Annotated in this window: 21 protein-coding genes; 5 read left to right on the top strand and 16 right to left on the bottom strand. The window is 62.4% G+C overall.

The features are described from left to right. Positions 1–198 precede the first annotated feature (198 nt). Positions 199–885 (top strand): SDR family NAD(P)-dependent oxidoreductase, encoded by a 687-nt coding sequence (locus BFW87_RS27055; protein WP_078742774.1) that lies wholly within the window; start codon positions 199–201, stop codon positions 883–885. Here the strand turns inward: BFW87_RS27055 and BFW87_RS27050 are convergent. Then, positions 851–2,038 carry an MFS transporter gene (locus BFW87_RS27050; RefSeq protein WP_078742773.1) on the bottom strand — a complete coding sequence of 396 codons (1,188 nt, stop codon included), beginning with the start codon at positions 2,036–2,038 and terminating at the stop codon, positions 851–853. The genes BFW87_RS27055 and BFW87_RS27050 overlap by 35 nt on opposite strands. Positions 2,039–2,289: 251 nt before the next feature. On the opposite strand from BFW87_RS27050, the gene BFW87_RS27045 reads away from it, so the two are divergent. Next, on the top strand, positions 2,290–3,138 hold the full coding sequence (locus BFW87_RS27045; RefSeq protein ID WP_078742772.1) for an NmrA family NAD(P)-binding protein: 849 nt from the start codon (positions 2,290–2,292) through the stop codon (positions 3,136–3,138). Between the two features lie 15 nt (positions 3,139–3,153). Here BFW87_RS27045 and BFW87_RS27040 read toward each other — a convergent pair whose 3' ends face one another. Beyond that, positions 3,154–3,621: a MarR family winged helix-turn-helix transcriptional regulator gene (locus BFW87_RS27040; protein WP_254865960.1), complete on the bottom strand. Its 468-nt coding sequence runs from the start codon at positions 3,619–3,621 to the stop codon at positions 3,154–3,156. Positions 3,622–3,700: 79 nt separating this feature from the next. Between BFW87_RS27040 and BFW87_RS27035 the strand changes: the two genes are divergently transcribed. Continuing rightward, positions 3,701–5,209: an FAD-dependent oxidoreductase gene (locus BFW87_RS27035; RefSeq protein ID WP_078742770.1), complete on the top strand. Its 1,509-nt coding sequence runs from the start codon at positions 3,701–3,703 to the stop codon at positions 5,207–5,209. On the opposite strand, the gene BFW87_RS27030 is transcribed toward BFW87_RS27035, so the two are convergent. Next, entirely contained in the window at positions 5,196–5,759 is a 564-nt protein-coding gene (locus BFW87_RS27030) for a TetR/AcrR family transcriptional regulator (protein ID WP_078742769.1), read from the bottom strand. The genes BFW87_RS27035 and BFW87_RS27030 overlap by 14 nt on opposite strands. Before the next feature lie 141 nt (positions 5,760–5,900). Here BFW87_RS27030 and BFW87_RS27025 point away from each other — a divergent pair, with 141 nt between their 5' ends. Next, positions 5,901–6,611 carry a glutathione S-transferase gene (locus BFW87_RS27025; protein WP_078742768.1) on the top strand — a complete coding sequence of 237 codons (711 nt, stop codon included), beginning with the start codon at positions 5,901–5,903 and terminating at the stop codon, positions 6,609–6,611. On the opposite strand, the gene BFW87_RS27020 is transcribed toward BFW87_RS27025, so the two are convergent. The 12 genes from BFW87_RS27020 to BFW87_RS26965 form a co-directional block, all read right to left on the bottom strand. Next, positions 6,608–7,099, bottom strand: a complete 492-nt coding sequence (locus BFW87_RS27020; RefSeq protein WP_078742767.1) for an Lrp/AsnC family transcriptional regulator — start codon at positions 7,097–7,099, stop codon at positions 6,608–6,610. The genes BFW87_RS27025 and BFW87_RS27020 overlap by 4 nt on opposite strands. Before the next feature lie 326 nt (positions 7,100–7,425). Then, positions 7,426–8,811 (bottom strand): aspartate aminotransferase family protein, encoded by a 1,386-nt coding sequence (locus BFW87_RS27015; RefSeq protein WP_078742766.1) that lies wholly within the window; start codon positions 8,809–8,811, stop codon positions 7,426–7,428. Next, entirely contained in the window at positions 8,808–10,295 is a 1,488-nt protein-coding gene (locus tag BFW87_RS27010; RefSeq protein WP_078742765.1) for an NAD-dependent succinate-semialdehyde dehydrogenase, read from the bottom strand. The genes BFW87_RS27015 and BFW87_RS27010 overlap by 4 nt, the downstream gene beginning before the upstream one ends. 246 nt (positions 10,296–10,541) lie before the next feature. Beyond that, positions 10,542–11,567 (bottom strand): glycine betaine/L-proline ABC transporter substrate-binding protein ProX, encoded by a 1,026-nt coding sequence (gene proX, locus BFW87_RS27005; RefSeq protein ID WP_078742764.1) that lies wholly within the window; start codon positions 11,565–11,567, stop codon positions 10,542–10,544. Between the two features lie 68 nt (positions 11,568–11,635). Then, positions 11,636–12,532 (bottom strand): ABC transporter permease, encoded by an 897-nt coding sequence (locus BFW87_RS27000; protein ID WP_078742763.1) that lies wholly within the window; start codon positions 12,530–12,532, stop codon positions 11,636–11,638. After that, positions 12,525–13,721 carry a quaternary amine ABC transporter ATP-binding protein gene (locus BFW87_RS26995; protein WP_176159837.1) on the bottom strand — a complete coding sequence of 399 codons (1,197 nt, stop codon included), beginning with the start codon at positions 13,719–13,721 and terminating at the stop codon, positions 12,525–12,527. Before BFW87_RS26995 ends, BFW87_RS27000 begins: the two co-directional genes overlap by 8 nt. Positions 13,722–13,896: 175 nt before the next feature. Beyond that, positions 13,897–14,292, bottom strand: coding sequence for a carboxymuconolactone decarboxylase family protein (locus BFW87_RS26990; RefSeq protein WP_078742762.1), 396 nt, complete (start codon positions 14,290–14,292; stop codon positions 13,897–13,899). Then, entirely contained in the window at positions 14,285–15,097 is an 813-nt protein-coding gene (locus tag BFW87_RS26985) for an alpha/beta fold hydrolase (protein WP_078742761.1), read from the bottom strand. Before BFW87_RS26985 ends, BFW87_RS26990 begins: the two co-directional genes overlap by 8 nt. A gap of 3 nt (positions 15,098–15,100) precedes the next feature. After that, positions 15,101–16,177 carry an LLM class flavin-dependent oxidoreductase gene (locus BFW87_RS26980; protein WP_078742760.1) on the bottom strand — a complete coding sequence of 359 codons (1,077 nt, stop codon included), beginning with the start codon at positions 16,175–16,177 and terminating at the stop codon, positions 15,101–15,103. 19 nt (positions 16,178–16,196) lie between these two features. Continuing rightward, positions 16,197–17,708 carry an aldehyde dehydrogenase gene (locus tag BFW87_RS26975; protein WP_078742759.1) on the bottom strand — a complete coding sequence of 504 codons (1,512 nt, stop codon included), beginning with the start codon at positions 17,706–17,708 and terminating at the stop codon, positions 16,197–16,199. A gap of 22 nt (positions 17,709–17,730) precedes the next feature. Further along, positions 17,731–18,678 carry a flavin reductase family protein gene (locus BFW87_RS26970; RefSeq protein ID WP_078742758.1) on the bottom strand — a complete coding sequence of 316 codons (948 nt, stop codon included), beginning with the start codon at positions 18,676–18,678 and terminating at the stop codon, positions 17,731–17,733. A 255-nt stretch (positions 18,679–18,933) separates the two neighbouring features. Next, positions 18,934–19,533 carry an amino acid synthesis family protein gene (locus BFW87_RS26965; RefSeq protein ID WP_078742757.1) on the bottom strand — a complete coding sequence of 200 codons (600 nt, stop codon included), beginning with the start codon at positions 19,531–19,533 and terminating at the stop codon, positions 18,934–18,936. Between the two features lie 176 nt (positions 19,534–19,709). Between BFW87_RS26965 and BFW87_RS26960 the strand changes: the two genes are divergently transcribed. Further along, positions 19,710–21,482 (top strand): helix-turn-helix domain-containing protein, encoded by a 1,773-nt coding sequence (locus tag BFW87_RS26960; protein ID WP_439848404.1) that lies wholly within the window; start codon positions 19,710–19,712, stop codon positions 21,480–21,482. On the opposite strand, the gene BFW87_RS26955 is transcribed toward BFW87_RS26960, so the two are convergent. Next, positions 21,469–22,311 (bottom strand): alpha/beta fold hydrolase, encoded by an 843-nt coding sequence (locus BFW87_RS26955; RefSeq protein ID WP_078742755.1) that lies wholly within the window; start codon positions 22,309–22,311, stop codon positions 21,469–21,471. The genes BFW87_RS26960 and BFW87_RS26955 overlap by 14 nt on opposite strands. Positions 22,312–22,381 lie beyond the last annotated feature (70 nt).

Raw genomic sequence — 22,381 nt, 5'->3', positions numbered from 1 at the left:
GGCTCCACTGGCTCAATGGCGTCAGTCTGGCGGCGTCGTAATGGCGGGATATAGCGGCAAACCGACAAGCGATAGCGGGGAATGGCCATTCGATCCATGACCTTGAGTCACAGGCCCCGTGACACGCGCGATATTGATGGTGCGCGAGGCGCAATGCTCCACTGCCGGCCTGTCTATCACCTGCTTTGGAGCTACACCATGAGCAAAAAAACCTGTTTGATCCTCGGTGCGTCCCGTGGGCTGGGCCTGGCCCTGGCTGAGGAATATTGCGCTCGCGGTTACCACGTGATCGCGACCTCGCGCAGCGATTCCCCGCTGCTCGTTGACCTGAAGAGCCGTTACCCCGAGCTACTGACCCTTGAGCGCGTCGACATCACCGACCTGGCCTCGGTGCGTGCACTGCACGGGCGACTGGCGGCGACGCGTTTGAACACGCTATTTATCAACGCAGGTGTGTGCAAGGCCAATGAGCTGACCACGCTGCAGGTCGATGAGCGTGACTTTGTCGAAATGCTGCTGACCAACGCGCTGAGCCCGATGCGCGCGGTGGAAGTGTTGCATGCCAATGTCGAGCGCGATGGCGTGGTGGCGGTGATGTCCTCGGAGCTGGGCAGCATCGCCGACAACCGTGGCGTCTGGGAACTGTATAGCGCCAGCAAGGCGGCGCTGAACATGCTGATGAAGGCGTTTTACCTGCGTCATCAGAAGGATTCTCTGGCTTATCTGCTGGTTGCCCCAGGCTGGGTGCGCACCGAGATGGGCGGGCCCGGTGCGTTACTGGAGATCAGTGAAAGCATTCCCTTGGTGGTGGAAACCGTGGAAGGGCACGCGGGTAAACCCGGCCTGCGGTTTACCGATCGCCAAGGGCTGACGTTACCCTGGTAGCGCGCAGTTCAAGGCGCACCAAACCACCCCACGCCAACAGCGCTGCGCCCGTGCCTGCGACGCCGGGCAGGTACTCGCCGCTGAAAAACAGCGGTGAGGCACTGGCTGAACCGACCGCGCCACCGATAAAAAACGTGGCGATGTACAGGCTGTTCAACCGGTTGGCTGCTCGGCTGTCGAGGGTCATGACCCGCCGTTGCGAGATCACATGGCAGGCCTGTACCCCGGCGCTGATGCAGAACGCGCAGACCCTCAACATCTCCAGCGAGTCCAGCAGGGCCCAGCCCAGGCAACTCGCGGCGACCAACAGGCTGCCGGTCAACGCGGTTTGGCGTGCGGCGCCGCGGTCTGCCAGCCAACCCGCCAACGGCGCGGCCAAGGCGCCGCCGACACCCACCAGACCAAAAGCTGCCAGCGCCGTGCCGCTGAGACCATGACGGGTTTGCAGGACGTGCGGCGCGGTGACCCAGAACAGGCTGAACACTGCAAATAACAGCGCCTGGCAGAGGGCGCGCCAACGCAGTTCCGAATGCGCCCGCCACAGAGGCCACAATGATGCGATCAGCGCCGGGTAACTCACGCCCGCCGCGGGCTGCCTTGGCGCCAGAACCGCGCGCAGCGTCAATGCCAGCAGGCCGATCAACAGCCCGTCGGCGATAAACAATGTGCGCCAGCCCACGGCCTGATTCACCATGCTTGCCACCGGCCACGCCAACAGAATACCCAGCAGCAACCCGGCGGTGACTCGGCCAACGGTCACACCTCGCCGGTCTGCCGAGACCATCGACGCCGCCAGTACCACAATGGATTGCACGGAAATCGCCGCGCCACCGATGCACAGGCAAGCCAGCAGGAAGGCTGTAGCACTGGCGGCCAACCCGGCGCCGATCAGCGCCACGGCGGCGACCGCCAGCGTGACCATCAACAGCCGACGATTCTCCAGGCGATCACCCAACGGCGCGACCAGCAACAGCCCGAGGCAATAGCCGATCTGGCTGAGCGTCACCGGCAACCCGCAGGCCCAGGCGGGCAGGCCGATCGACAGCCCGATCACGCCTCCCAGCGGTTGCGCGAAATAACTGCCCGCCGTGATCAGCGCACAGGCAAATGCCAGCAACACCGTGAGCGGTGCTGACAGGGAAGGGGACGACATGAAGCACACCTCGCGAAACGGCTTAAAGACGCGGCGAGGATAGCCAGTGCTGAAGCCTTTTCGAACATCGCGGCTGTCAGTGCTCTCGTGACAAGAAAGCATCAATAAAGGCCATGTGGGCTAAAGTTTTGAGGTCATTAATGACTTTGGGTCATTAACGTGGTGAGCGCCACGCTATCGCTCTGCCTGGCCCGGTGGCGCAATACTTTGTCCACGGCGACAACCGGTTGCCAACACACAGGGGTTTGAAGATGTACACGATCATGGGCGTTACCGGGCAAGTAGGCGCAGCTGTCGCTCAGGCATTGCTCGCAGCAGGCGAGCAAGTGCGTGCGGTGGTGCGTGATGCAGACAAAGGCGCGCCCTGGGCTGCACGAGGGTGTGAGGTGGCGGTAGCCGACGCCGGCGACGTGCACTCACTGACCGCCGCGTTCAACAACAGCACTGGCGTGTTTATTCTGCTGCCGCCGAACTTCGACCCGGTTGAAGGCTTCCCGCAGACCCGCGAAATCATCGCCAATATCCATCAAGCGCTGGCCGCAAGCTGTCCAGGCCGCGTGGTGTGCATTTCCACCATCGGCGCCCAGGCCAGCCAGCCGAACCTGCTGAACCAGTTGCAGCTGCTGGAGCAGAGCCTGAAAGGCCTCGACCTGCCCGTCACGTTCCTGCGTCCGGCGTGGTTCATGGAAAATCATCAGTGGGATATCGAGGCCGCCAAAACCGGTGTCATTCCAAGCTTCCTGCAACCCTTCGACAAACCCGTGCCGATGATCGCCACGGCTGACGTGGGCCGTACGGCCGCTGAACTGCTGCGGGAAACCTGGCAGGGCAAGCGCATCGTCGAGCTGCAAGGCGCCGAGGCGGTGACCCCGAACAGCATCGCCCAGGCCTTCGCTGACCTGCTCGGTCATCCCGTGCGCATGCAAGCGGTGCCGCGCGACACCTGGGAAGACCTGTTCCGCGCCCAGGGCATGCACAACCCTGTGCCGCGCATGCAGATGCTGGACGGCTTCAATCAGGGCTGGATTTGCTTTGAAGGCGTTCCGCGTACCGGCGGTGTAGCGTTCAACGAGGTGTTGGCCGGGCTGCTGAGCCGCTGATCAGCGCTGCGCCTTTCAGCGCAGGTCTTGGGTGGCGCGGATAGAATCGTCCTTGATCTCCTCGGCAAATTTGCGCATCAAACGCACCAGGTTGTCGAAGTCACCTTCGTCCCAGGTGGAGAAGATCGACACGCCAATGCGTTCGCGTGCCGCATCGACCCGGTCGGTCATGACCTTGCCTTTTTCGGTGATGACCGACTCGCGCACCCGGCGGTCCGCTGCGCTTTCCTGGCGCGATATCAGGTCGAGGGTTTCGAGTTTTGCGACCTGCCGGCTGACCGTGGTGTAATCGCGACCCACGCGGTCCGCCAGCTCGACTACCCCGATCGGCCCCAGCCGTTCAACCAGCACCAGCAGCGGAAACAGCGCGCGGTCCAGGGCTATCCCGGCCTCGCGCACCATTGCTTCGTCGCGCTGCGGGCGGTTCATCACCCCGACAATCTCAACCAGCGACCCATGCAAGTCACGCAGCTGAGCGCTCATATGTGCGTTTTGCACGCTTTTTCTTGACACTGTTTGTCTTCCTCTTAATATGTGCGTATTGCACATATAGGTGATCCAGATGAACGAGCAATGCGCTGTCGATGTTCTGATTTGTGGTGCCGGTGCGGCCGGCTTGACCCTGGCGATTGACCTGGCCAGACGCGGCGTGCGCTTTCGTCTGATCGAGAAAAATCACCAGCCTTTCCATGGTTCCCGTGGCAAAGGTATTCAGCCCAGGTCCCAGGAAATTTTCGAAGACCTGGGTGTACTCGACCGCCTTTTTGCAGTGGGTGGAGTCTATCCGACTGAGCGGCGCTACCGCGACGATGGCAGTTACATTGATGCCGATTCCATCGAGCAAACTGCCGCAACGTCGTCCGAGCCTTACTCGCATCCATTGATGGTGCCGCAGTTTCTGACTGAGCAGGTGCTGCGCGAGCGTTTGCTGGAGTTGGGCCATCGGCCAGTGTTCGGCTGTGAACTGGTTGGCTTCCAGCACGACGCCGACGGCGTCAGCGTGCAATTGATCAGCGGCGACGGCCCGCAAAACCTGCGGGCACGCTGGTTGGTGGGCGCGGATGGCGGCCGCAGTTTTGTGCGGCATGCGCTGGCTATCGGCTTTCCCGGCAAAACCCTCGGCGTGCGCGCCTTGGTGGCGGATGTGCAGTTGTCCGGTCTTTGCGCGGACTACTGGCACCGCTTCGGCGAAGGCGACAGTCAGCGTCAGATCATGATTTGCCCACTGGCGCGCACCGGGCTGTTCCAGATTCAGGGGCCGGTGCCCTTGGACGCCGACGTCGACCTCAGCGTCGAGGGGTTGGCGGCGATGGTGGCCCAGCGCACCGGGCGCGATGACATTCAGGTGCATGCGGTTTCCTGGGCGTCGGCCTACAGCATGAACGCACGGCTGGCCGACACGTATCGCGTCGGGCAGGTGTTTCTGGTGGGAGACGCCGCGCATATTCACCCGCCCACGGGCGGCCAGGGGCTGAACACCAGCGTGCAGGACGCCTACAACCTTGGCTGGAAACTCGCCGCAGTGGCGGGCGGTGCGCCACAGGCGTTGCTCGACAGTTATGAAGAAGAGCGCCGCCCGGTGGCGGCGTCGGTGCTTGGCTTGGCGAGCAAACTGCTGGATAACGCGAAACGCGGCGATATGCGCCGGGGCAAGGAAGTGTTTCAGCTGGATGTTGGCTACCCGCAATCGTCCATCGCCCTGGCACAACCGGCGCGTGACGGCGTGGTGTGTGCTGGCGCCCGAGCGCCCGATGCCAGGCTGCGCGGTGCTTCCGGGGCCTCGTGGCGTTTGTTCGAGCTGTTCCGGGGCGCGCATTGGACGCTGTTGGGTTACGGCGCTACGCCTTGCGCGGTAACGCCTCGGCCTGGGTTGCAGATCCATCACGTCGGCCCGCAAGGCGACGTGATCGACGACCTGGGGCAGTTTCTGCGCGCCTATGCACTGGCGGCGGGTGACGCGGTGTTGGTTCGCCCGGATGGCTACATCGGCGCGATCGTCGCCTCCCACGAGATCGAACGGTTGGAGGGCTACTTGTCGCAAGTAGGCCTCCCCGCCGTCATGCCGGAATAAGCCCCGCGTCCTGATAGCTCTGCACCAGTTCGTCATACAGGCTCATGTCGGCGCGCGTGCGGGCGATCAACTGCGCGCCGGCGATGGCGGTGTAGATCGCGCGGGCGCGGCGCTGGCACACCTCGGCACTGCCCACGTTCATGTCGGTGAGCAGTGCCGCGAGCCACGCCACGTTGATATCGGCAAACGCCAGCACCTCGCGCTTCACCGGCTCGGGCAGGTCCTGGTATTCGGCCGCCATAAAGCTGGCCAGGCACAGCCGGTTGTTGTTCTCGAGGGAGTTGCGAAAGACGCCCGGATAGAGCCGCAAGCACTGCAGCGGGTCCGGGTTGTCTTGTCGAATCGTCTCAAGAACCCCGGCAGCATCTTCCCAATAGCGCCTGGCAACGGCTGCGCCGAGGTCGGCCTTGCTCGGGAAGTGGTAGTAGATACTCGCGTTCTTGATCCCCACCGCCTCGCCGATGCTGCGAAAGTTGATTCCGCTGTAGCCGTAATGCTGGCCGGCCGCTTTGGCGGCTTCCAGAATGGCTTCCCGGGCGTTTTCGCTCACGTGTGTGTTCCTCGTTTATTCAAGCGCGTGCGCAGATTCTACGCCCATACCCGCTTACCTGCCAACTGGTAGGTAGTTGTTGACAAGCCCGAATAATGCCCTCAATCTTCACCTACCAACTGACAGGTAGGCGATTAAATCATGATACTTCAACACACGCAGTCCGATGCATCCAAAGCGCCCTTGCTGAAAATATACGACTGGTACAACGGCCCGTATCCGGCGCGGGTGCGTATCGCGCTGGCCGAGAAAGGCCTGCTGGCAAACACCGAATTTGTGTCGATCAACCTATGGGAAGGCAAGCACAAACAGCCGGCATTTCTGGCTCTGAACTACTCCGGCACGTTGCCTGTGCTGCAACTGCAGGACGGCACGCTGATCGCCGAGTGCACTGCCATCACCCAATACCTGGATGCCCTGGACGGCCACCCGACCCTCACCGGAAAAAAACCGGTCGAGCAGGGCGTTATCCATATGATGACCCGTCGCGCAGAGCTGGAATTGATGGACGCGGTCAGCGTGTATTTCCATCACGCCACACCCGGCCTGGGGCCTAAGGTGGAGCTGTACCAGAACGCCGAATGGGGCCAGCGCATGGGCGACAAGGCGATACGCGGCATGCGTTATTTCGATGGCCTGCTCAAAACCCGGCCGTTTGTTGCAGGCGATGACTTTTCAATGGCTGACATTGCGTTGCTCGGCGGCCTGATTTTCGCCGCGCTGGTGAAGCTGCCGGTGCCGGAGGAATGCGCGGCGCTGCTCGAATGGCATGCACGGATGAATGAGCGCGCCAGTGTTCAGACATGGCGCGCGTTGGTGGAGCAGGGCGATCGGGAACACCGGCCGTCCTAAGGAAATGCCTGGGCCGTGTCTGCTGCTTGGGCAGGCACCGCCCCGGGCGTCTTGATGGTTTTGGTCACGATGTAGGTGAAGTAGCGTTCAATGGCCAAATCCTCCATCAGTAACTGATCGATAAAGCGCTGGTACCCGTCGATATCCGCCGCGCGAATCATCGCGATGTAATCCACGCCGCCGCCGGTGGCGTAGCAGAACTCCACTTCCGGCGCCTCAGCCATGCGCTGTTCAAAGCGGCGCATGTCCTGGGCGGTGTGGCGAGCCAGGGTGATTTCCACCAGCAGTTGCTGGCTTTTGAAGACCTGATTCCAGTCGATGACGGCGCGATAACCCTTCACCAGGCCTGCGCTTTCGAGCTTGCGCACCCGTTCCCAAGCCGGCGTGACTGACAGGTTGATCGCCTCGGCTAGGCTGGATTTGGTGATGCGCCCATCCTCGGAAAGGATGCGCAAAATGTTCAGGTCATAGCGGTCAAGCTTGTGCATCGCAGGCAAACTCTGAAACGGGCAAGTAAGTATCAGGCCACCAACCGTGGAAGCTGTCGAGCCCCGGCGAGGCTGCGATGGCGGCGGCATGGGCGATATCTCTATTGGCAATGTCGCCGCTTTCGCAGGCAAGCCAGCTCCCACCTTTGATCTTCGTCGCCGGCGAACACGTGTCCGACGCGATGACGCTGGTTTCCCAAACACCACCAATCCCCTGTGGGAGCTGTCGAGCCCTGGCGAGGCTGCGATGGCGGCGGCATGGGCGATATCTCTATTGGCAATGCCACCGCTTTCGCAGGCAAGCCAGCTCCCACAGGGGAAGTGCGTTAGCCGAGGATTTCGCTGGCTACCTCGTCAATCGCGCCTCGGGTGATGTCGACGATCAGGTCGGCCTCTTCTCGGGTCAGAATCAGCGGCGGGGCAAAGCCGAGGATGTCACCGTGGGGCATGGCGCGGGCGATCATGCCGCGCTCCAGGCACGCCGCCGACACTTTCGGGCCGACTTTCAGTGCGGCGTCGAAGGGCGTGCGCTGTTCGCGGTCGGCCATGAACTCCACGGCGGCGAGCATGCCGTCGCCACGCACTTCGCCCACCAGCGGGTGGCCTTCGAGGGTTTCGCGCAGGCGACGGTTGAGGTAGGCGCCGACGCGTTCGGCATTTTCGGTGAGGTTTTCGCGTTCCAGAATGTCCAGGTTGGCCAGCGCCGCCGCTGCGCAGATCGGATGCCCGGAATAGGTCCAGCCGTGGCCCATGGCGCCGTCGGTGGCGGAGGCTTTTTCGATCACGTCCCAGACTTTCTCGCCGATGATGACGGCCGACAAAGGCGCGTAGGCACTGGTCAAACCCTTGGCCGTGGTGATCAGGTCCGGGCGCATGCCGTAACGTTGGCTGCCCATTTTTGAACCCAGACGGCCAAACGCGCAGACCACCTCATCGGCAATCAGCAGCACGTCGTATTTGTTCAGCACCGCATGAATCGCCGCCCAATAACCGGCCGGCGGCACCACGATGCCGCCGGTGCCCATCACCGGTTCGCCGATAAACGCCGCCACGGTGTCGGGGCCTTCGGCGAGGATCATTTTTTCCAGCTCGTCGGCGCAGTAACGCACGAATGCCGCCTCATCCATGCCTGCCGGGGCCTTGCGGTACCAATGTGGGCACACCGTGTGTTTGATGCCGTGTTCCGGCAGGTCGAAATGCTGGTGGAACGCGGCAAGGCCGGTAAGGCTGCCGGTCATGATGCCCGAGCCGTGGTAACCACGGTCGCGCGAGATGATTTTCTTCTTCTGCGGGCGCCCCAGTACGTTGTTGTAGTAGCGCACCAGCTTGATCTGGGTTTCGTTGGCGTCGGAGCCCGACAGGCCGTAATAGACCTTTTTCATGCCCTCCGGCGCCCAGCCCATGATGCGGCTCGACAGCTCGATGATCGCCTCGGTCGAGTGGCCGACGTAGGTGTGATAATAAGCAAGCTCCTTGGCCTGCTTGTAGATCGCGTCCGCCACTTCGGTGCGGCCATAGCCGATGTTCACGCAATACAGCCCGGCAAAGGCGTCGATAAACTCACGGCCTTCATGGTCGCGTATGCGAATGCCCGAAGCGCTCTTGATAATGCGGCCTTTCAGCGCGCCGCTGGCGTGATCGTGGGCATGGGTGGACGGGTGCATGAAGTGCGCGCGGTCCTGTTCGAACAGGCTGTCGAGTTCGTGGTTCATAGCGAGTCTCCTTTGAATTGTCCTTGGTGGTGCAGGCAAAAGTATTTGGTTTCGACAAAGGCTTCGAAGCCCTCGGCGCCGCCTTCACGGCCCAGCCCCGAGGCTTTCATGCCGCCGAAGGGAATCGGGTGGCCGGTGAATTTCACGCCGTTGACCGCAATCATTGCGTGGTCGAGGCGGCGGATCAGCGGGTAGATCAGGTCCAGGCGATTGGAACAAACGTAGGCGGCCAAACCGTATTCGGTGTCGTTGGCCAGGGCGATGGCCTGTTCCAGCGTGTCGAAAGGCATCACACCCGCAATCGGCGCGAAGTTTTCTTCGCGGTAGATGCGCATCTCCGGGGTGACGTCGGCCAGCACCGTGGGCTGGTAGAACAGGCCACCGAGGGCGTGGGCTTCACCGCCGACCAGGCGCTGCGCGCCCCGTTGCAAGGCGTCCTCGACGCGCTCGGCGGTGACATCGAAGGCGGCCTGATGCATCAGCGGCCCGATGTCGACGGCTTGTTCCCTGTTGCCGATCAGCGCCGGGCCGACGCGCAGCTCACGCACGGCGGCGGCGAAGCGTGTGAGGAAAGCCGGGTAAATCGAGCGGTCCACGAGGATGCGGTTGGCGGCGCAGCAATCCTGGCCCGAGGTCTGGAATTTGGCTTGCACGGCGACATTCACCGCCAGGCCCAGGTCGGCGTCGGCACACACAATGAACGGCGCGTTGCCGCCCAGTTCCAGCGACACCTTCTTCACATCATGGGCGGCGGCTTGCAGCACCAGCTTGCCCACGCGCGTCGAACCGGTGAAGCTCACCGAGCGCACGCGGCTGTCCTGCACCAGGGTTTGCATGGTCATTTGCGCTTCGCCGAGCACCACGTTGAAGACCCCGGCCGGGAAGCCGGCTTCTTCGGCGAGTTGCGCGAGGGCAAACGCGGAGTAGGGCGTTTCATGCGCGGGTTTGACCACCACGGTACAACCGGCAGCCAGCGCGGCCGCGGCTTTGCGAGTGATCATGGCCGAGGGGAAATTCCACGGCGTGAGCAGCGCGCAAACGCCTACCGGTTCCTTGATCGTGCCCAGGTGTGCGCCCGGGATGTGGCTGGGAATATTCTGGCCATACAGGCGCCGGGCTTCTTCGGCAAACCAGGGGATAAAGCTTGCGGCATAGGCGATTTCGCCACGGGATTCGGCCAGGGATTTGCCTTGCTCAAGGCTCAGGATGCGAGCCAGGTCTTCCTGGTGTTCCAGGATCAATGTGGCCCAGCGTTTCAGAATCGTCGCGCGGGCTTCAAGGCTCTGTTCGCGCCATGCGGGGAAGGCGCGATGTGCGGCATCCACGGCGGCAGTAATCTGCGGTTGTTCAAGCATCGGCACGTGGCCGATCACGTCCTGTGTCGCCGGGTTGTGCACGGCGATAGAGCTGGCGCTGTCGCTGTGGACCCAATGGCCGTCGACATAGCACAGCGCCTTGAACAGCAGTGGGTGTTTGTAGGTCATGGTGGTCACTCCCAATCGTCTGAGTGCAGTCATGCTAGGGCACAGCGGTGTGAGAAAACGCGGGTTTGGCGGGGGTGTGGCAGTGGGTTTTTTCTGATTGCAGGGCCCCGTACAGTGATTTCTGTGGGAGCCCTCCCTGTGGGAGCCGGGCTTGCCCGCGATGCAGGCACCTCGGTGTATCTGTTGCACTGAGGTGATGCCATCGCGGGCAAGCCCGGCTCCCACAGAGAGCGGTTCCTGCGCGGGCTACTGGGCGGTTTTTGCGCTGGCCACCCAGCCATCGAAGGTCGCCTTGTTTTCGGTCATCCAGCCATCCGCCAGCTTGCGAATGTTGCGCTCGCTGGAACCGCCCTGGCTGATGGTTTTTTCCCAATAGCTCCACGTGGACTGGGGGAAGGTCATTTGCTCGACCAGTTTTTTCACCGCCGGGTTAGCCGCGATAAATTGCTTGTTGCCGATGGCGTACCAGTTCCACGCCGCCATCGCCATGCGGCACGGATCGGCGCCACCGGCGCAGCCTTCCACGCCCGGGGTCAGTGCGGAAACAGTGCTGGGCACGTTGCCCGGCAGCGCATCAAACGGCGTCGGCAGCCACACCACGTCCTTGCCCGGGACCATGGTATTGGTCATCCACGACGGCGCCCAGGCATAGAAAAACACCGGCTCGCCACGTTTGAGACGCGCGACGTTTTCAAACATCAGCGCCTCATATTTGCCGCGCACCGGGTTGACGGTGGCTTTCAAGCCGAATTTGTCGAGCTGGTAATCCACCACGTCACCGCAACCCCAACCCGGGTCGCAGCTGATCAGGTCAGCCTTGCCGTCCTTGCCGAACAGCCCGGCGATTTTCGGGTCTTTCAGTTGCTCAAGGCTGGTGATGTGGTACGCGTCGGCGGTTTTCTTGTCGATCATGTAGCCGTTATAACCTGCGCCGGTGATGGAGCCGCCGCCGACCACTTCGGTGCGGTCCTTGACCTTGTCGAAGCTGGGTTGCAGCTGAGGCAAGGTCACGTCCATCGACAGGTCCAGGTCGCCCTGGGCCGCTGCCGGAAAGAACAGCGTGGTGTTGACGGTGCTCAACTTGCTCGCATACCCCAGGCGCTTGGCGGCCTCGATCGCGATCTTGGTGATGACGTAGTTGCCACCGGTACTTTCCGACTGCACGAAACGGATGGTCTTGCCATTGCCAGGCAAGTCTTCGGCCATGACCGAAGTGCTCCCCAGGTACAACACTGCTGCAAGTCCGAGCAAGGCGTTGAATGCACGCATCATGATTTCCTCGTTGTTTTTCTCGTTATGGTTAAGGGTTGGCAGTCAAAAACCGACGTCATGATTTCTTGTTATGCGCTGACCGCCCGAAAGGTGAACAGCCGCTTGAACAACGATTTGCGTTTGCCGGGCGTAGGTTGCGCGAGGTTCTGGGTGATGCGATCCAGCATCATTGCCAGCAGCACAATGGCGATCCCGCCGACGGCCGCGCGGCCTACGTCCATGCGTCCCAAGCCCTGCAACACCACGAGGCCCAAGCCTTCGGCGCCGATCATGGCGACGACCACCGACATCACCATGGCGGTGAGCACCGTCTGGTTAAGGCCGCCAAGAATGGTCGGGATGGCGAGGGGCAACTGGATCTCCCAGAGCAACTGCTTGCGGTCGGCACCAAAGGCCAGGCCGGCTTCCACCAGTTCGGTTTCGACCATGCGGATGCCAAGGTAAGTAAAGCGAATCAGTGGCGGGCACGCCGAGATCACCACCGCCACTTCGCCCGACACGGTACCCACGCCAAACAGCATCACCACCGGCACCAGGTACACGAACGTCGGCGTGGTTTGCATGATGTCGAGGATCGGCCGCATTACGCCCCACACCCGTTCACTGCGTGCGCACCACACGCCCACCGGAATGCCGATGACCATGCAGATCACAATCGCGGTGGTGATCAGCGACAGGGTGGTCATGGCTTCGTCCCACACCCCCAGCGCGGCAATCACCACCAGCGCCACAGCGCTGAAAATGGCGACGCCAAGGGTGGCGGCGCGGTAGGCGATGAGGAACATCAACACCACCATCACCGGAAATGGAATGGCGTGGGTCACCGTGTCGCTGAAGCCCAGCAAGTGCTCCACCGGCCAGCGAATTGCCTGGAAGACCGGGCGCAGGTGAATGCCGATCCACTCCACGCCGCCGCTAATCCATTGGTCCACGGGCAATACAGCGAGGTCTTCTGACTTAAGCATGGTGTGCAACCTCCGAAATGGCAGGGCGAGGGGGCGGGACGCTGGCGATGCAGTCGAGGATGTGCGCGCTGTTCAGCGTGCCGATAAACACGCCGTCCGCATCGACCACCGCCACTGGATGGCCAGGTTTGAGCAGGCGTGCCACCTCCACCAGCTTGGCGTGGGCCGGCACGCTGACGAACTGCGGCGACAATCGTTGCAAGGCGTCACCGCCGGCGCCAACGGCGAGCAAGGCGCCGGAATCGAGTACGCCCACGGCTTTACCGGCGGTGTTGAGCACAAAGGCATTGGCGCTTTCATTGCCGACCACGCGGGTGTCGCCCTGTACCAGCAGAGTGCCGGCGGGCTGCATGATCGAGCGCGCATCGAACAGCCGCGAGCGGTCGACCTCACGGGTAAACCCGGCCACGTAATCACTGCCCGGATCGGCGACAATTTCCTGGGGCGTGCCTTCGCGCACCACTTGGCCGTCGGCCATGATCGCGATGCGCGTGCCCAGCTTCAGGGCTTCCTGGAAGTCGTGGGTGATAAACAGGATGGTTTTTTTCAGCGTGCGTTGCAGGCGCAGCAATTCATCCTGCATCTCAGTGCGGATCAACGGGTCGAGGGCGCTGAAGGCCTCGTCCATGATCAGCACGTCGGCGTCGGTGGTCAGCGCACGGGCCAAACCGACACGCTGGCGCATGCCGCCGGACAGCTCGTGAGGATGGTGGTCAGCCCACTTGGCCAAACCGACCACCGCCAATACTTCGAGGGCACGCTTGCGCCGCTCGGCGGCGGGCACGCCGCGCAGTTTGAGGCCGAACTCGGTGTTCTCGATCACGGTCTTGTTCGGCAGCAGGGCGAAGTGCTGGAACACCATCGAAATCCGCGTGCGGCGCACGTCGCGCAGCTCGTTTTCGTTGAGGGTGACGAGGTCCTTGCCGTCCAGCAGGATCTTGCCTGCGGTGGGTTCATTCAGGCGGTTGATACACCGCGCCAACGTGGATTTACCCGAGCCGGAAAGGCCCATGATCATGTAGATCGCACCGCTGGGAATCGACAGCGACACATTATTCAGGCCGACCACCGTGGCGGTCTCGGCCAGAATCCGGTCTTTGCTGGCGCCGGCGGTCAAGAGCTGCATGGCTCGGTCAGGCGTCGAAGAGAACACTTTGTACAGGTTCTCGATCTTCAGTCGTTCGCTCACCCATTGCCTCCAATTGTTGTTTTGCTATCTGCGGAAATTTCATCAAGAGAAATTTTTGGCTACTGGCAGTCAAAGGTCCGTCGGTGGTGCAGTCGCAAGGGTGCAACGCAAAAATTTCTTGTTGTCGGGCACAGCAGTTACAGCATGAGCTTGTAGCGGGTGCAAGGGTTGGGCGTCAGCCGGTAGGCGCATCCATCGGCGGCATGTTTTCACGTGCCTTGCGCGCCACGCGGAAGGCTTCGACGCCTGCCGGAATGCCGCAATACACCGCGATTTGCACCAGCGCGGCGCGCAGTTCTGCGTCAGTCAAGCCATTGCGGAGGGCGCCGCAAAAATGCACGCCGAATTCATCCATGCGCCCCAGTGCGGCGAGCATGCCGAGGTTGAGCAGGCTGCGTTGCTTGAGGTCCAGGGCGTCGTCGGTCCAGACCATGCCCCAGCAGTATTCATTCAGCACGTCCTGGAAGGGCTGTGAAAAGGCGTCGGCCCGCCCCAGCGCCTGGTCGACGTAGGCGTCTCCCAGCACCTGGCGGCGCACGCTTTCGCCCTCGGCCTGCAATAACTTATCCATGGTGAGTCTCCGAATCGGTGAGGAAATCGCGGATCAGCGCCGCAACCTGCTGCGGCGCCTCGATCAGAATGCAGTGGCGCAGTCCCGGCAGGATATGCAGGCTTGAGCCTTGAATCTGCGCGTGCATAAACGCCGCCATGCGCGGGTTGGAGCCGAGGTCGTCGGCGCCGGTGGCGATCAGCGTCGGGCAGCGGATCTGGCCGAGTTGCTCGCCGAAATCCGACTCGGCCAGCACGCGATAGGCCGCTGCATAACAGCCTGGATCGTTGGCGGCATTCAGTTGACGCAAACGCAACACGGCCTGCGGGTTTTGCGCCTGGAACGCTTCGGTCAACCAGCGTGCAAGTGACGCTTCGTAATGCGCCACTGGCTCACCGGCCTGTAGGGCGACGAGACGGGCGTTGACGCGCTCACGCTCATCGGCAGTGCGCCCGGCCACGGTCGAGAGCAACACCAGCCGCCGCACGCGGTCCGGGTGGGTCAAGGCCAAACGCTGAGCGATCAAACCGCCCAACGAAAACCCCGCCAGGTCAAACCGGTTGAAGCCCACGTGTTCCGCCAGTGCCAGGGCTTCGCCGACCAGATGATCGATCTCATAACGCCCCGGCGTGCGTGAAGACTGGCCATGGCCACGCAGGTCAAAGGTCAGCACCGTGAAGTCATCCTTCAAACCCTGCACCACCTCGGCCCAGGCCTCCAGGCTGGAGCCCACGCCGTGGATGCACACCAGCGGCCGGGGGCCATGCCCGTCGAGTCGGTAGTTGAGCGTGACATTCGCCACGCTGAGCTGTCTTGAGTCGCCCATGGTTTACCCCGCGACCGCATCGCGGCGTTTGGCGCGCTCGCGTTCAGCAAATACCGGCATCACTTCATCGATAAACAGGCGCAGGGTCTGCTTTTGCAATTCAAACGGCAGGTTGAAGGTCAGGCCCAGGCAATACTGGTCCACACCGGCGGCTTCATAGTCGAGAAGCTTGGCGATGATCTCGTCCGGGGTGCCGAACATCAGGTTGCGACGGATGTTTTCCGGGTTGTAGTTCTCCTTGCCGCGCACCGCTTCAAAAGGCACTGGCTCGGGGAAACCGTTGTGCACGGTGCCCGCGTTCTGCATCAGGTTTTCGAACGCGCGGCCAAAATCCATGCTGTGTTGCACCGGCACTTGCCAGTCTTCGGGGTTGGCGTATACGCAGGTACGGCGTTGCATCATGAAGCGTGGGCGCGGCACGTGGGGGTTGTCGGCCACGGCCTTGTTGAATTTCTCGCCGAGCACGGCAATTTCTGCGGCGGGCAGGGAGAGCGGGGTGGAGAGGATGTTGGCGCCAATGCCCACCGCCCAATCGAATGTTCCCGGGTCGCGTGCGGCCACCCAGATACGCGGGTGATCTTTCTGCAGCGGCTTGGGCACCGCAGCGGTCAGCGGAAATTTCCAGTAGTGGCCGTCGTGCGCGTAGTCGCCGGACCAGAGTTTCTGCACCGCCGGCACCAGCTCTTTCATGTAGCCCACGCCTTCCTGCTGCTGCAGGCCGGGGGTCATGCGGTCGAATTCGTACTGATAAGAACCACGGGCGATGCCGAATTCCAGGCGGCCGTTGGTCAAGTGATCACACAGCGCCGCTTCACCGGCCAGGCGGATCGGGTGCCAATAGGCCGCCGCAAGGGTCGCGGTGCCCAGGCGGATGCGCTCGGTGTGCTGGCCGAGCCAGGTCAGGGTCTGGAACGGGTTGGGCGCGATGGTGCATTCCAGGGTGTGATGCTCGGACGTCCACAGGGTTTCAAAGCCGCCTTCGTCGGCGATCTTCGCCAGCTCCAGCAGGTTGGCCATGACGGTCTGCATCGGTACGTCCGGGGAGAAACGTTCCATGCTCAGGGATACGGCAAATTTCATGTGAGGCTCCTTTTTATAATCAGCGCAGGCGAATCACGAACGGGTCCTGCATCTCGCCGGAGTAGTCGATGACCACGTTCTTGGCGCGGGAGAACTCGCGCATCACGTCAAAGCCGCCGCGTCGCCCGTAGCCGCTGTGTTTGAAGCCGCCGTTGGCCGACATGTAGGCCGAGCTGCGGTAGGTGTTGATCCAGACCGTGCCGGCGTCGATGCGGTTGGCAAAGCGCAGCGCGCGGTCGATGTTCTGGGTCCAGATGCCCGAGGCGAGGCCGTAGGAGGTGTCATTGGCCAGGCTGATCATCTGTTCTTCGGAGTTGAACGGCATTACGCCGACCACCGGCCCGAACAGCTCGTCGCGCATGAACGGCATGTCGTTGCTGGCGTTTGCCATTACCGTGGGTTCGAAATACCAGCCTTCGCTCAAGTGTGCGGCGCTCGGGCGTTTGCCGCCGATGGCCGCCTGGGCGCCTTGTTGCATGCCGCTGGCGATATAGCCTTCGATCTTTTGCAATTGGGCTTGCAGTGCCAGCGGGCCAATGTCGGTGTTCGCTTCCATCGGGTGGCCGACGGTGATCTTTTGCGTGCGCGCCACCAGCGCTTCAACGAATTGGTCGTAGATCGAGGCTTCGACAAAACAACGCGAACCGGCCACGCAACTTTGCCCGGCGGCGGCGAAAATCCCCGACACCACGCCATTCACGGCCTTGTCGATATCGACATCGGCAAACACCACATGGGGCGATTTACCGCCCAGTTCCATCTGGCACGGCACCAGGTTATTCGCGGCGTTGCCGGCAATACGGCGACCGGTGTCGGTGCTGCCGGTGAACACGTATTTGGCAATGTCCGGGTGACGGGTCAGCGCATCACCGGTCACGGCGCCATTGCCGGTGACCACGTTGACCACGCCTGCCGGAAAGCCGGCTTCGATGATCAGTTCGGCCAAGGCGAGGGTCGAGGCGCTGGCATGTTCCGACGGCTTGATCACCACGGTATTGCCAATGGCCAGGCACGGCGCGAGGGTGCCGGTGAGCAGCATCAACGGTGAGTTCCACGGAGTGATCATGCCGACCACGCCCAGCGGCTCACGGCTGCTGTAGTTAAGCTGGTTAAGCTTGTTGACCGGAATCACGTCGCCTTGCAGCTTGTCGGCCATGCCGGCGAAGTAGATGTAGGCGTCGGGCAGGGCGCTCATTTGTGCGCTCATCTCGCGCAGCAGCTTGCCGTTGTCGCGGGTTTCCAGCAGCGCAAGTTCTTCGGCGTGTTCGGCCACCAGTTGCGCCAGTCGGTAGAGCAATTTGCCGCGCGCGGTGGGCGTCATGTTGCGCCACTGCGGGTCATGAAAGGTGCGCTTGGCCGAGGCGACTGCGCGGGCGACATCGCTGGCATCGCCTTGGGGGAACTGGTACCAGGATTTGCCCGTGGTGGGGTCGAAACTGTCGACATAGGTGTCGCTGGCGGGCACTTCGAAGCGGCCGTCGATAAACAGGTTGAGACGTTGGCCCTCAAGGGCGCTGACCGTGGTTTTCATGCAAATGTCCTGTGTGTGCGGATCAAAGCGGGGCGTTTTCGAGCATCGCGATGCGACCGCTCGCGGCAGAGCCGGTGTAGATGCCGAACTGCTGGTTCTCGCGTTCGCGGGCATAGCGGCGCACCACCGAACGCAGTTCGTTGACGGGCATCAGCTCAATCGGCAAGTCGTCCAGCGGGAAAAAGCGCAAGGTGTCGGGCAGCTCAGCGTCCAGCGCGCCGAGCCTGGCGCGGTAGATCAGAAAACCGGGGTCGGTGTCGTCCACGTCAAACACCGAATAGAGAAAGGTCGACTCCAGCTCTACCGGCAGGGCGCTGGCGCCCGCATCGATAAAGCCTTTGCGCTTGCCGGCCACCGGTAGCGTCCAGCCACCCTTGCCGTCGGCGCGGAACAGAATCGCGCCGTCGGTTTCGATCAGGTAACCGATGATCATCTTGTGCGAGTCCAGCCAACTGGCCGGCAGCGGGTCCTGAATATTTGCGTAGCGCCCCCGGCAGAACACCAGTGGCAGCTTGGGGCTGGTACCGAACGCGCGGACCTGGCCGATCAGCACCAGGTGGTCGCCGGCGTCGATGCGCTGCTCCACGGTGCAGTCGAACCAGGTCAGGCTGTCGGTGAGAATCGGTGCGCCGGTGTGCACGGTGTCGTGGTTGACGGTGTGAAACTTGTCCGGCGACTTGGAGGCAAAGGTGCCGGACACATCGACTTGCCCTTCATGCAGCAAGTTGACGGCAAAGTGTTCGCTCACCGCGAAAGCGCCGTGGCTGGCGGCAGATTTCCCGACGCACACCAGCAGCAGCGGCGGGTCGAGGGAAACCGAGGTAAACGAGTTGGCGGTCATGCCCCGTGGGTGGCCGTCGGCATCGTGGGTGGTGATCACGGTCACGCCGGTCACGAAAGTGCCGAAGGCCTGACGCAAGGCGCCCGGGTCGACGGCTGCAACGTTGGCGTTGGTCTCGGAACTCGGCATCGGAGTACTCCTGTTGTGGGGGTGTGTGGCAAGCCTACGAGGAAGGGGAACCGTGGGCTTGCGTCTAAAACCTGCAATTGCGCTGGAAGTTTTGCTGCGTTTCGTACTAACCCTGTGGCAACCCGGCTTCTTGTTGTGGCGAGCGGGCTTGCCCCGCGTTGGGCTGCGCAGCGGCCCCAGAAAAAGCGGGAGCGCTGCGCACTCCAACGCGGGGCAAGCCCGCTCGCCACAACAAGCCCCGCTCGCCACAAGGGTTCAGTTTTTGGTTTGCTCGGCTTCCATCTCCGCCATGTCCTGGTAACGGTCGGCGATACGCGGGTGGGCGCGGGAGCCATCGGAGGCGCCGATGGCAATCAGCACTTCATCGGGGCCCGGGGCGTCGGCCACCTGGAAATTGGCGGTGAGAAAGTGCGAGCGCTTGCCGGTTTCACTTTTGTGCACCATCGGCAAGGCGAGCAGGGCGCCCGGTGCGTTGCGGGTGTTGGTGAAGCTCAGGTAGGCGGTGCCTTCCACGGCTTCGCGGAACAGGTTGCCGAAGCGCAGCGTGTGGATCAGGCCCGAGGCGTGTTCGATTTCCCCGTTGACGCCGACGGCAGCGGCCTTGCCAAACGCTTCGACCTTGCCACCGGGCATCAGGGCGATCAGGCGACGCGTCATTTCATAGCCCAGGCCCGGCGCCAGGCGCAGGATTTCGGGCCGCAGGTTTTCAACAAAACCCTGGCCCGCCCACGGGTTTTTCAGGATGGCGGCCACCACGATCAGCGTGATGGGCTTGCCGGCGTCCTTGCCCCCTTCGATAAAGGTTTCTTCGATAAAGGTGCAGTATTTCCTGACGCCCAGATTGTCCAGATTCATGATGAGGTGTCGCCCTTGTGGCTGTTGGTTTGACCCAAGGCTATGAGAGAAGGCAAAACCCGTCTTCCTTCGTTTCGGCGCATAAATGCACTGGACATTGCTCGTAAGCAGAGCAAGTATCAGGCGGGCCGGGCAGGCACTTTGACTGCCGTGAACCACACGTTCGGGTGAGCGCCTTGAATCGAGAAATGCAGATCCTGTCGCTGCGCGATGTGGCCAGCCAGATCAACTCCGGCGGCGACCTGCAGTCGATGCTGCACCAACTGGTGTACGCCAGTTGCCGCCACACCCACTGGACCATGAGCTCGATCATGGCCATCGACATGGAGGCGGGTTTCGGCCACGTCATCGCCCGGCACGACCCCACGCTGGTGCAGCGCCCGCTGGTGGACAGCTGGGAGCTGTCGTCGAGCCCGGTGATGACCGCGCTGCAGCGCAACGAGCCGGTGTTCATCCGCGACGTGCGCGATTGCGAGTACCCGGGCTATCGCCGCGAATCGGTGGAGCGCGATTACCGCACGGTGATGGTGATGCCAATGAACTGCACCGACTTCGATGGCCGGCCCATGGTGCTCAGTGTGATCTCGCGCACGCTGATGGACGTGTCCGAAGAAGACCGCGTATTCCTCGGCATGATCATCCACCTCGGCGCTATCGCCGTGGAACGCCAGCGCCAGCTGGAAGCCGAACGCCGCGCCGCCGAACGCATGCAGCAGGCGCTGCATGTGCATACGTCGATGCTGGAACACGTGTTAGGCGGTGGCTCGGTGACGTCGCTCTCGCTGATGGTCGGCAACCAGCTGCCCAACCCGGTGATCGCAGTGGATTTCACCGCCAACCAGGTGGTGGCGGGGCGCTCGCCGGATACGGCGCTGTTTGATGACGCTGCCTGGCAGGCCGCCGCCGCCGGTGTGCTCAGCGTACAAATCACCAAGACTGCGCAAGACAGCCTGCGCAGTGCGCTGCGCAACACCGTGAACCTGTTTCTCGACGACGGTCACCGCCAATTCACCCTGCGGGCGCAGATCGAACCGCTGATGGTCGACCATGAGCTGGTCGGCGCGCTGGTGCTGTTCCCGGTGGCGGCGCCGGTCAACGAGCTGGACCTGCTGATGCTCGAAAGCGCCAAGTTCGCCCTGAGCGTGCAGATGATGCGCAGTTTTATCCGCTTTCGCTTCGAGACCCGCACCCAGACCGAGCTGCTCTTCGAGGTGCTCGAAGGCCGCTGGCGCGACGCCGATGACATCCAGCAACGCGCCCAGCGCCTGGGCATCAGCTTTAACAGTGCGCAGCAGATGATCATCATTGACTACGGCGCCAAGGCCCGCGAAGCCAAAAACCTGCACCACAACGTTGCGCGCATCCTTACGCGGGCGTCGATCCCGGCCACGGTAATAGGCGTCGATAACGGCCTGGTGTGCCTGCTGCCCGCCGAGGGTGAAAAGGGCCGCGAGCGGCGTGCCAAGGTCAAGCGCCAAATCGCCGATGACCTGGCGCATTACCTGGGCGCCGAGCCGATTCTGTTGGCCAGCGGCGTGTGCCACGCGCTAAGTGACTATCCCGGCGCCTGGGAGCGCTGCCGCCGCCTGATCGAAATCGCCCGTTCGTTTGGCCGCAGCGGGCCGATTTCCGACCAGGACTTCGGCCCCATTCCGATGTTCGTCGCCGCGGTCGGCGGTGAAGATATCCGCACCTTCGTCAACGAAAGCGTCGGCGCGATGCTTGCGCACGACCGCAAACACCAGACCCCTTACCTGGAAACCCTCACCGCCTACCTGCGCGAAAGCTGCCGCAGCCAGGCTTGCGCCGACGCGATGGGCGTGCACGTGACCACGCTGCGCTATCGGCTCGCGCGGATTCAGGAGCTGTTCGGGATTGATGTGGAAACGCCAGAGCGCCGCTTTGCGACGGAGCTGGCGATTCATTTGCAGCGGGTTATCGACAGTTGACCCGCAAGAAGTCCAGCAGATGCGCCACGATCACTTCCGGCGCGTCTTCCTGAACCAGGTGCCCGGCCGCAGGTACTCGCACGTACTTGACGCCGGGAAGCCTGCGCGCCAGTTCGTCGCCTTGTTCAACCGGGATCCACTGATCTTCCTCGCCCCACAGCAACATGACGGGGCATTTTATCTGGTCAAACTGCGGTTCGATGTCATCCGTGAATTGCTGATCCATCTGCGCGATCTGGCGGTAGAACGCGGCTTGCCCGACGTCACCCGTCCACGGCGTGACATAGGCTTGCAAGTCATCGGGGTGCATCGGCCGGAACACCGCGCCGCGGATATACGCGTTGACAATCGCATCGTGGACATACGCCGGTGCGCCGCTGAACGCTTGCTCGTGATGGCGCACATGTTTGATCAACGGCGAGCCCCACGGCGCAATCGCCACCGGGTCGATCAAGGTGAGACTGGCGTAGGCCGCCTGGTCGAGCAAATGTGCGCGCAGGGCGGTGGCACCGCCAAAATCGTGGGCGAGTACATGGGGTTGCTCCAGGCCCCAATGCGTGAGCAACGCAGCGAGCAAACGGTTCTGAACGCCCAGCGAAACGTCCTGGCCTTCGGCCTGTTCCGATTGGCCATAGCCCAACAAATCGAAATAGAACACCTGATAATGCGTGGCAACTAACGGCGCGATACGTCGCCAGACGTGGGACGAAAACGGCGTGCCGTGAACCATCACAAGCGCAGGGCCGGCATTGCCGAGACGGCCCCAGCGCACGGCCTGGCCTTCAAAGTGAAACACTTCTGGCAGGGCGAGTGAATTGGACATGGTCATTCCTCCAGTCTGCAGATAATCAATGAGCCTTGAGTCTGCGCCAGGCGCCTTTGCTGTATATAGCTTCAAG

It is taken from the genome of Pseudomonas fluorescens (genome assembly GCF_002022275.1).
GTDB classification, from domain to species: Bacteria; Pseudomonadota; Gammaproteobacteria; order Pseudomonadales; family Pseudomonadaceae; genus Aquipseudomonas; species Aquipseudomonas fluorescens_AJ.
The sequence above is the reverse complement of the archived record's forward strand: the minus strand, read 5'-3'. Positions and strand labels throughout refer to the sequence as shown.

Excerpts from the sequence above, each read along its gene's own strand:
- BFW87_RS27055 (WP_078742774.1), top strand. The coding sequence starts at position 199 with ATGAGCAAAAAAACCTGTTTGATCCTCGGTGCGTCCCGTGGGCTGGGC.
- BFW87_RS27050 (WP_078742773.1), bottom strand. The coding sequence starts at position 2,038 with ATGTCGTCCCCTTCCCTGTCAGCACCGCTCACGGTGTTGCTGGCATTT.
- BFW87_RS27045 (WP_078742772.1), top strand. The coding sequence starts at position 2,290 with ATGTACACGATCATGGGCGTTACCGGGCAAGTAGGCGCAGCTGTCGCT.
- BFW87_RS27040 (WP_254865960.1), bottom strand. The coding sequence starts at position 3,621 with ATGAGCGCTCAGCTGCGTGACTTGCATGGGTCGCTGGTTGAGATTGTC.
- BFW87_RS27035 (WP_078742770.1), top strand. The coding sequence starts at position 3,701 with ATGAACGAGCAATGCGCTGTCGATGTTCTGATTTGTGGTGCCGGTGCG.
- BFW87_RS27025 (WP_078742768.1), top strand. The coding sequence starts at position 5,901 with ATGATACTTCAACACACGCAGTCCGATGCATCCAAAGCGCCCTTGCTG.
- BFW87_RS27020 (WP_078742767.1), bottom strand. The coding sequence starts at position 7,099 with ATGCACAAGCTTGACCGCTATGACCTGAACATTTTGCGCATCCTTTCC.
- BFW87_RS27015 (WP_078742766.1), bottom strand. The coding sequence starts at position 8,811 with ATGAACCACGAACTCGACAGCCTGTTCGAACAGGACCGCGCGCACTTC.
- BFW87_RS27010 (WP_078742765.1), bottom strand. The coding sequence starts at position 10,295 with ATGACCTACAAACACCCACTGCTGTTCAAGGCGCTGTGCTATGTCGAC.
- proX (WP_078742764.1), bottom strand. The coding sequence starts at position 11,567 with ATGATGCGTGCATTCAACGCCTTGCTCGGACTTGCAGCAGTGTTGTAC.
- BFW87_RS27000 (WP_078742763.1), bottom strand. The coding sequence starts at position 12,532 with ATGCTTAAGTCAGAAGACCTCGCTGTATTGCCCGTGGACCAATGGATT.
- BFW87_RS26990 (WP_078742762.1), bottom strand. The coding sequence starts at position 14,292 with ATGGATAAGTTATTGCAGGCCGAGGGCGAAAGCGTGCGCCGCCAGGTG.
- BFW87_RS26985 (WP_078742761.1), bottom strand. The coding sequence starts at position 15,097 with ATGGGCGACTCAAGACAGCTCAGCGTGGCGAATGTCACGCTCAACTAC.
- BFW87_RS26980 (WP_078742760.1), bottom strand. The coding sequence starts at position 16,177 with ATGAAATTTGCCGTATCCCTGAGCATGGAACGTTTCTCCCCGGACGTA.
- BFW87_RS26975 (WP_078742759.1), bottom strand. The coding sequence starts at position 17,708 with ATGAAAACCACGGTCAGCGCCCTTGAGGGCCAACGTCTCAACCTGTTT.
- BFW87_RS26970 (WP_078742758.1), bottom strand. The coding sequence starts at position 18,678 with ATGCCGAGTTCCGAGACCAACGCCAACGTTGCAGCCGTCGACCCGGGC.
- BFW87_RS26965 (WP_078742757.1), bottom strand. The coding sequence starts at position 19,533 with ATGAATCTGGACAATCTGGGCGTCAGGAAATACTGCACCTTTATCGAA.
- BFW87_RS26955 (WP_078742755.1), bottom strand. The coding sequence starts at position 22,311 with ATGACCATGTCCAATTCACTCGCCCTGCCAGAAGTGTTTCACTTTGAA.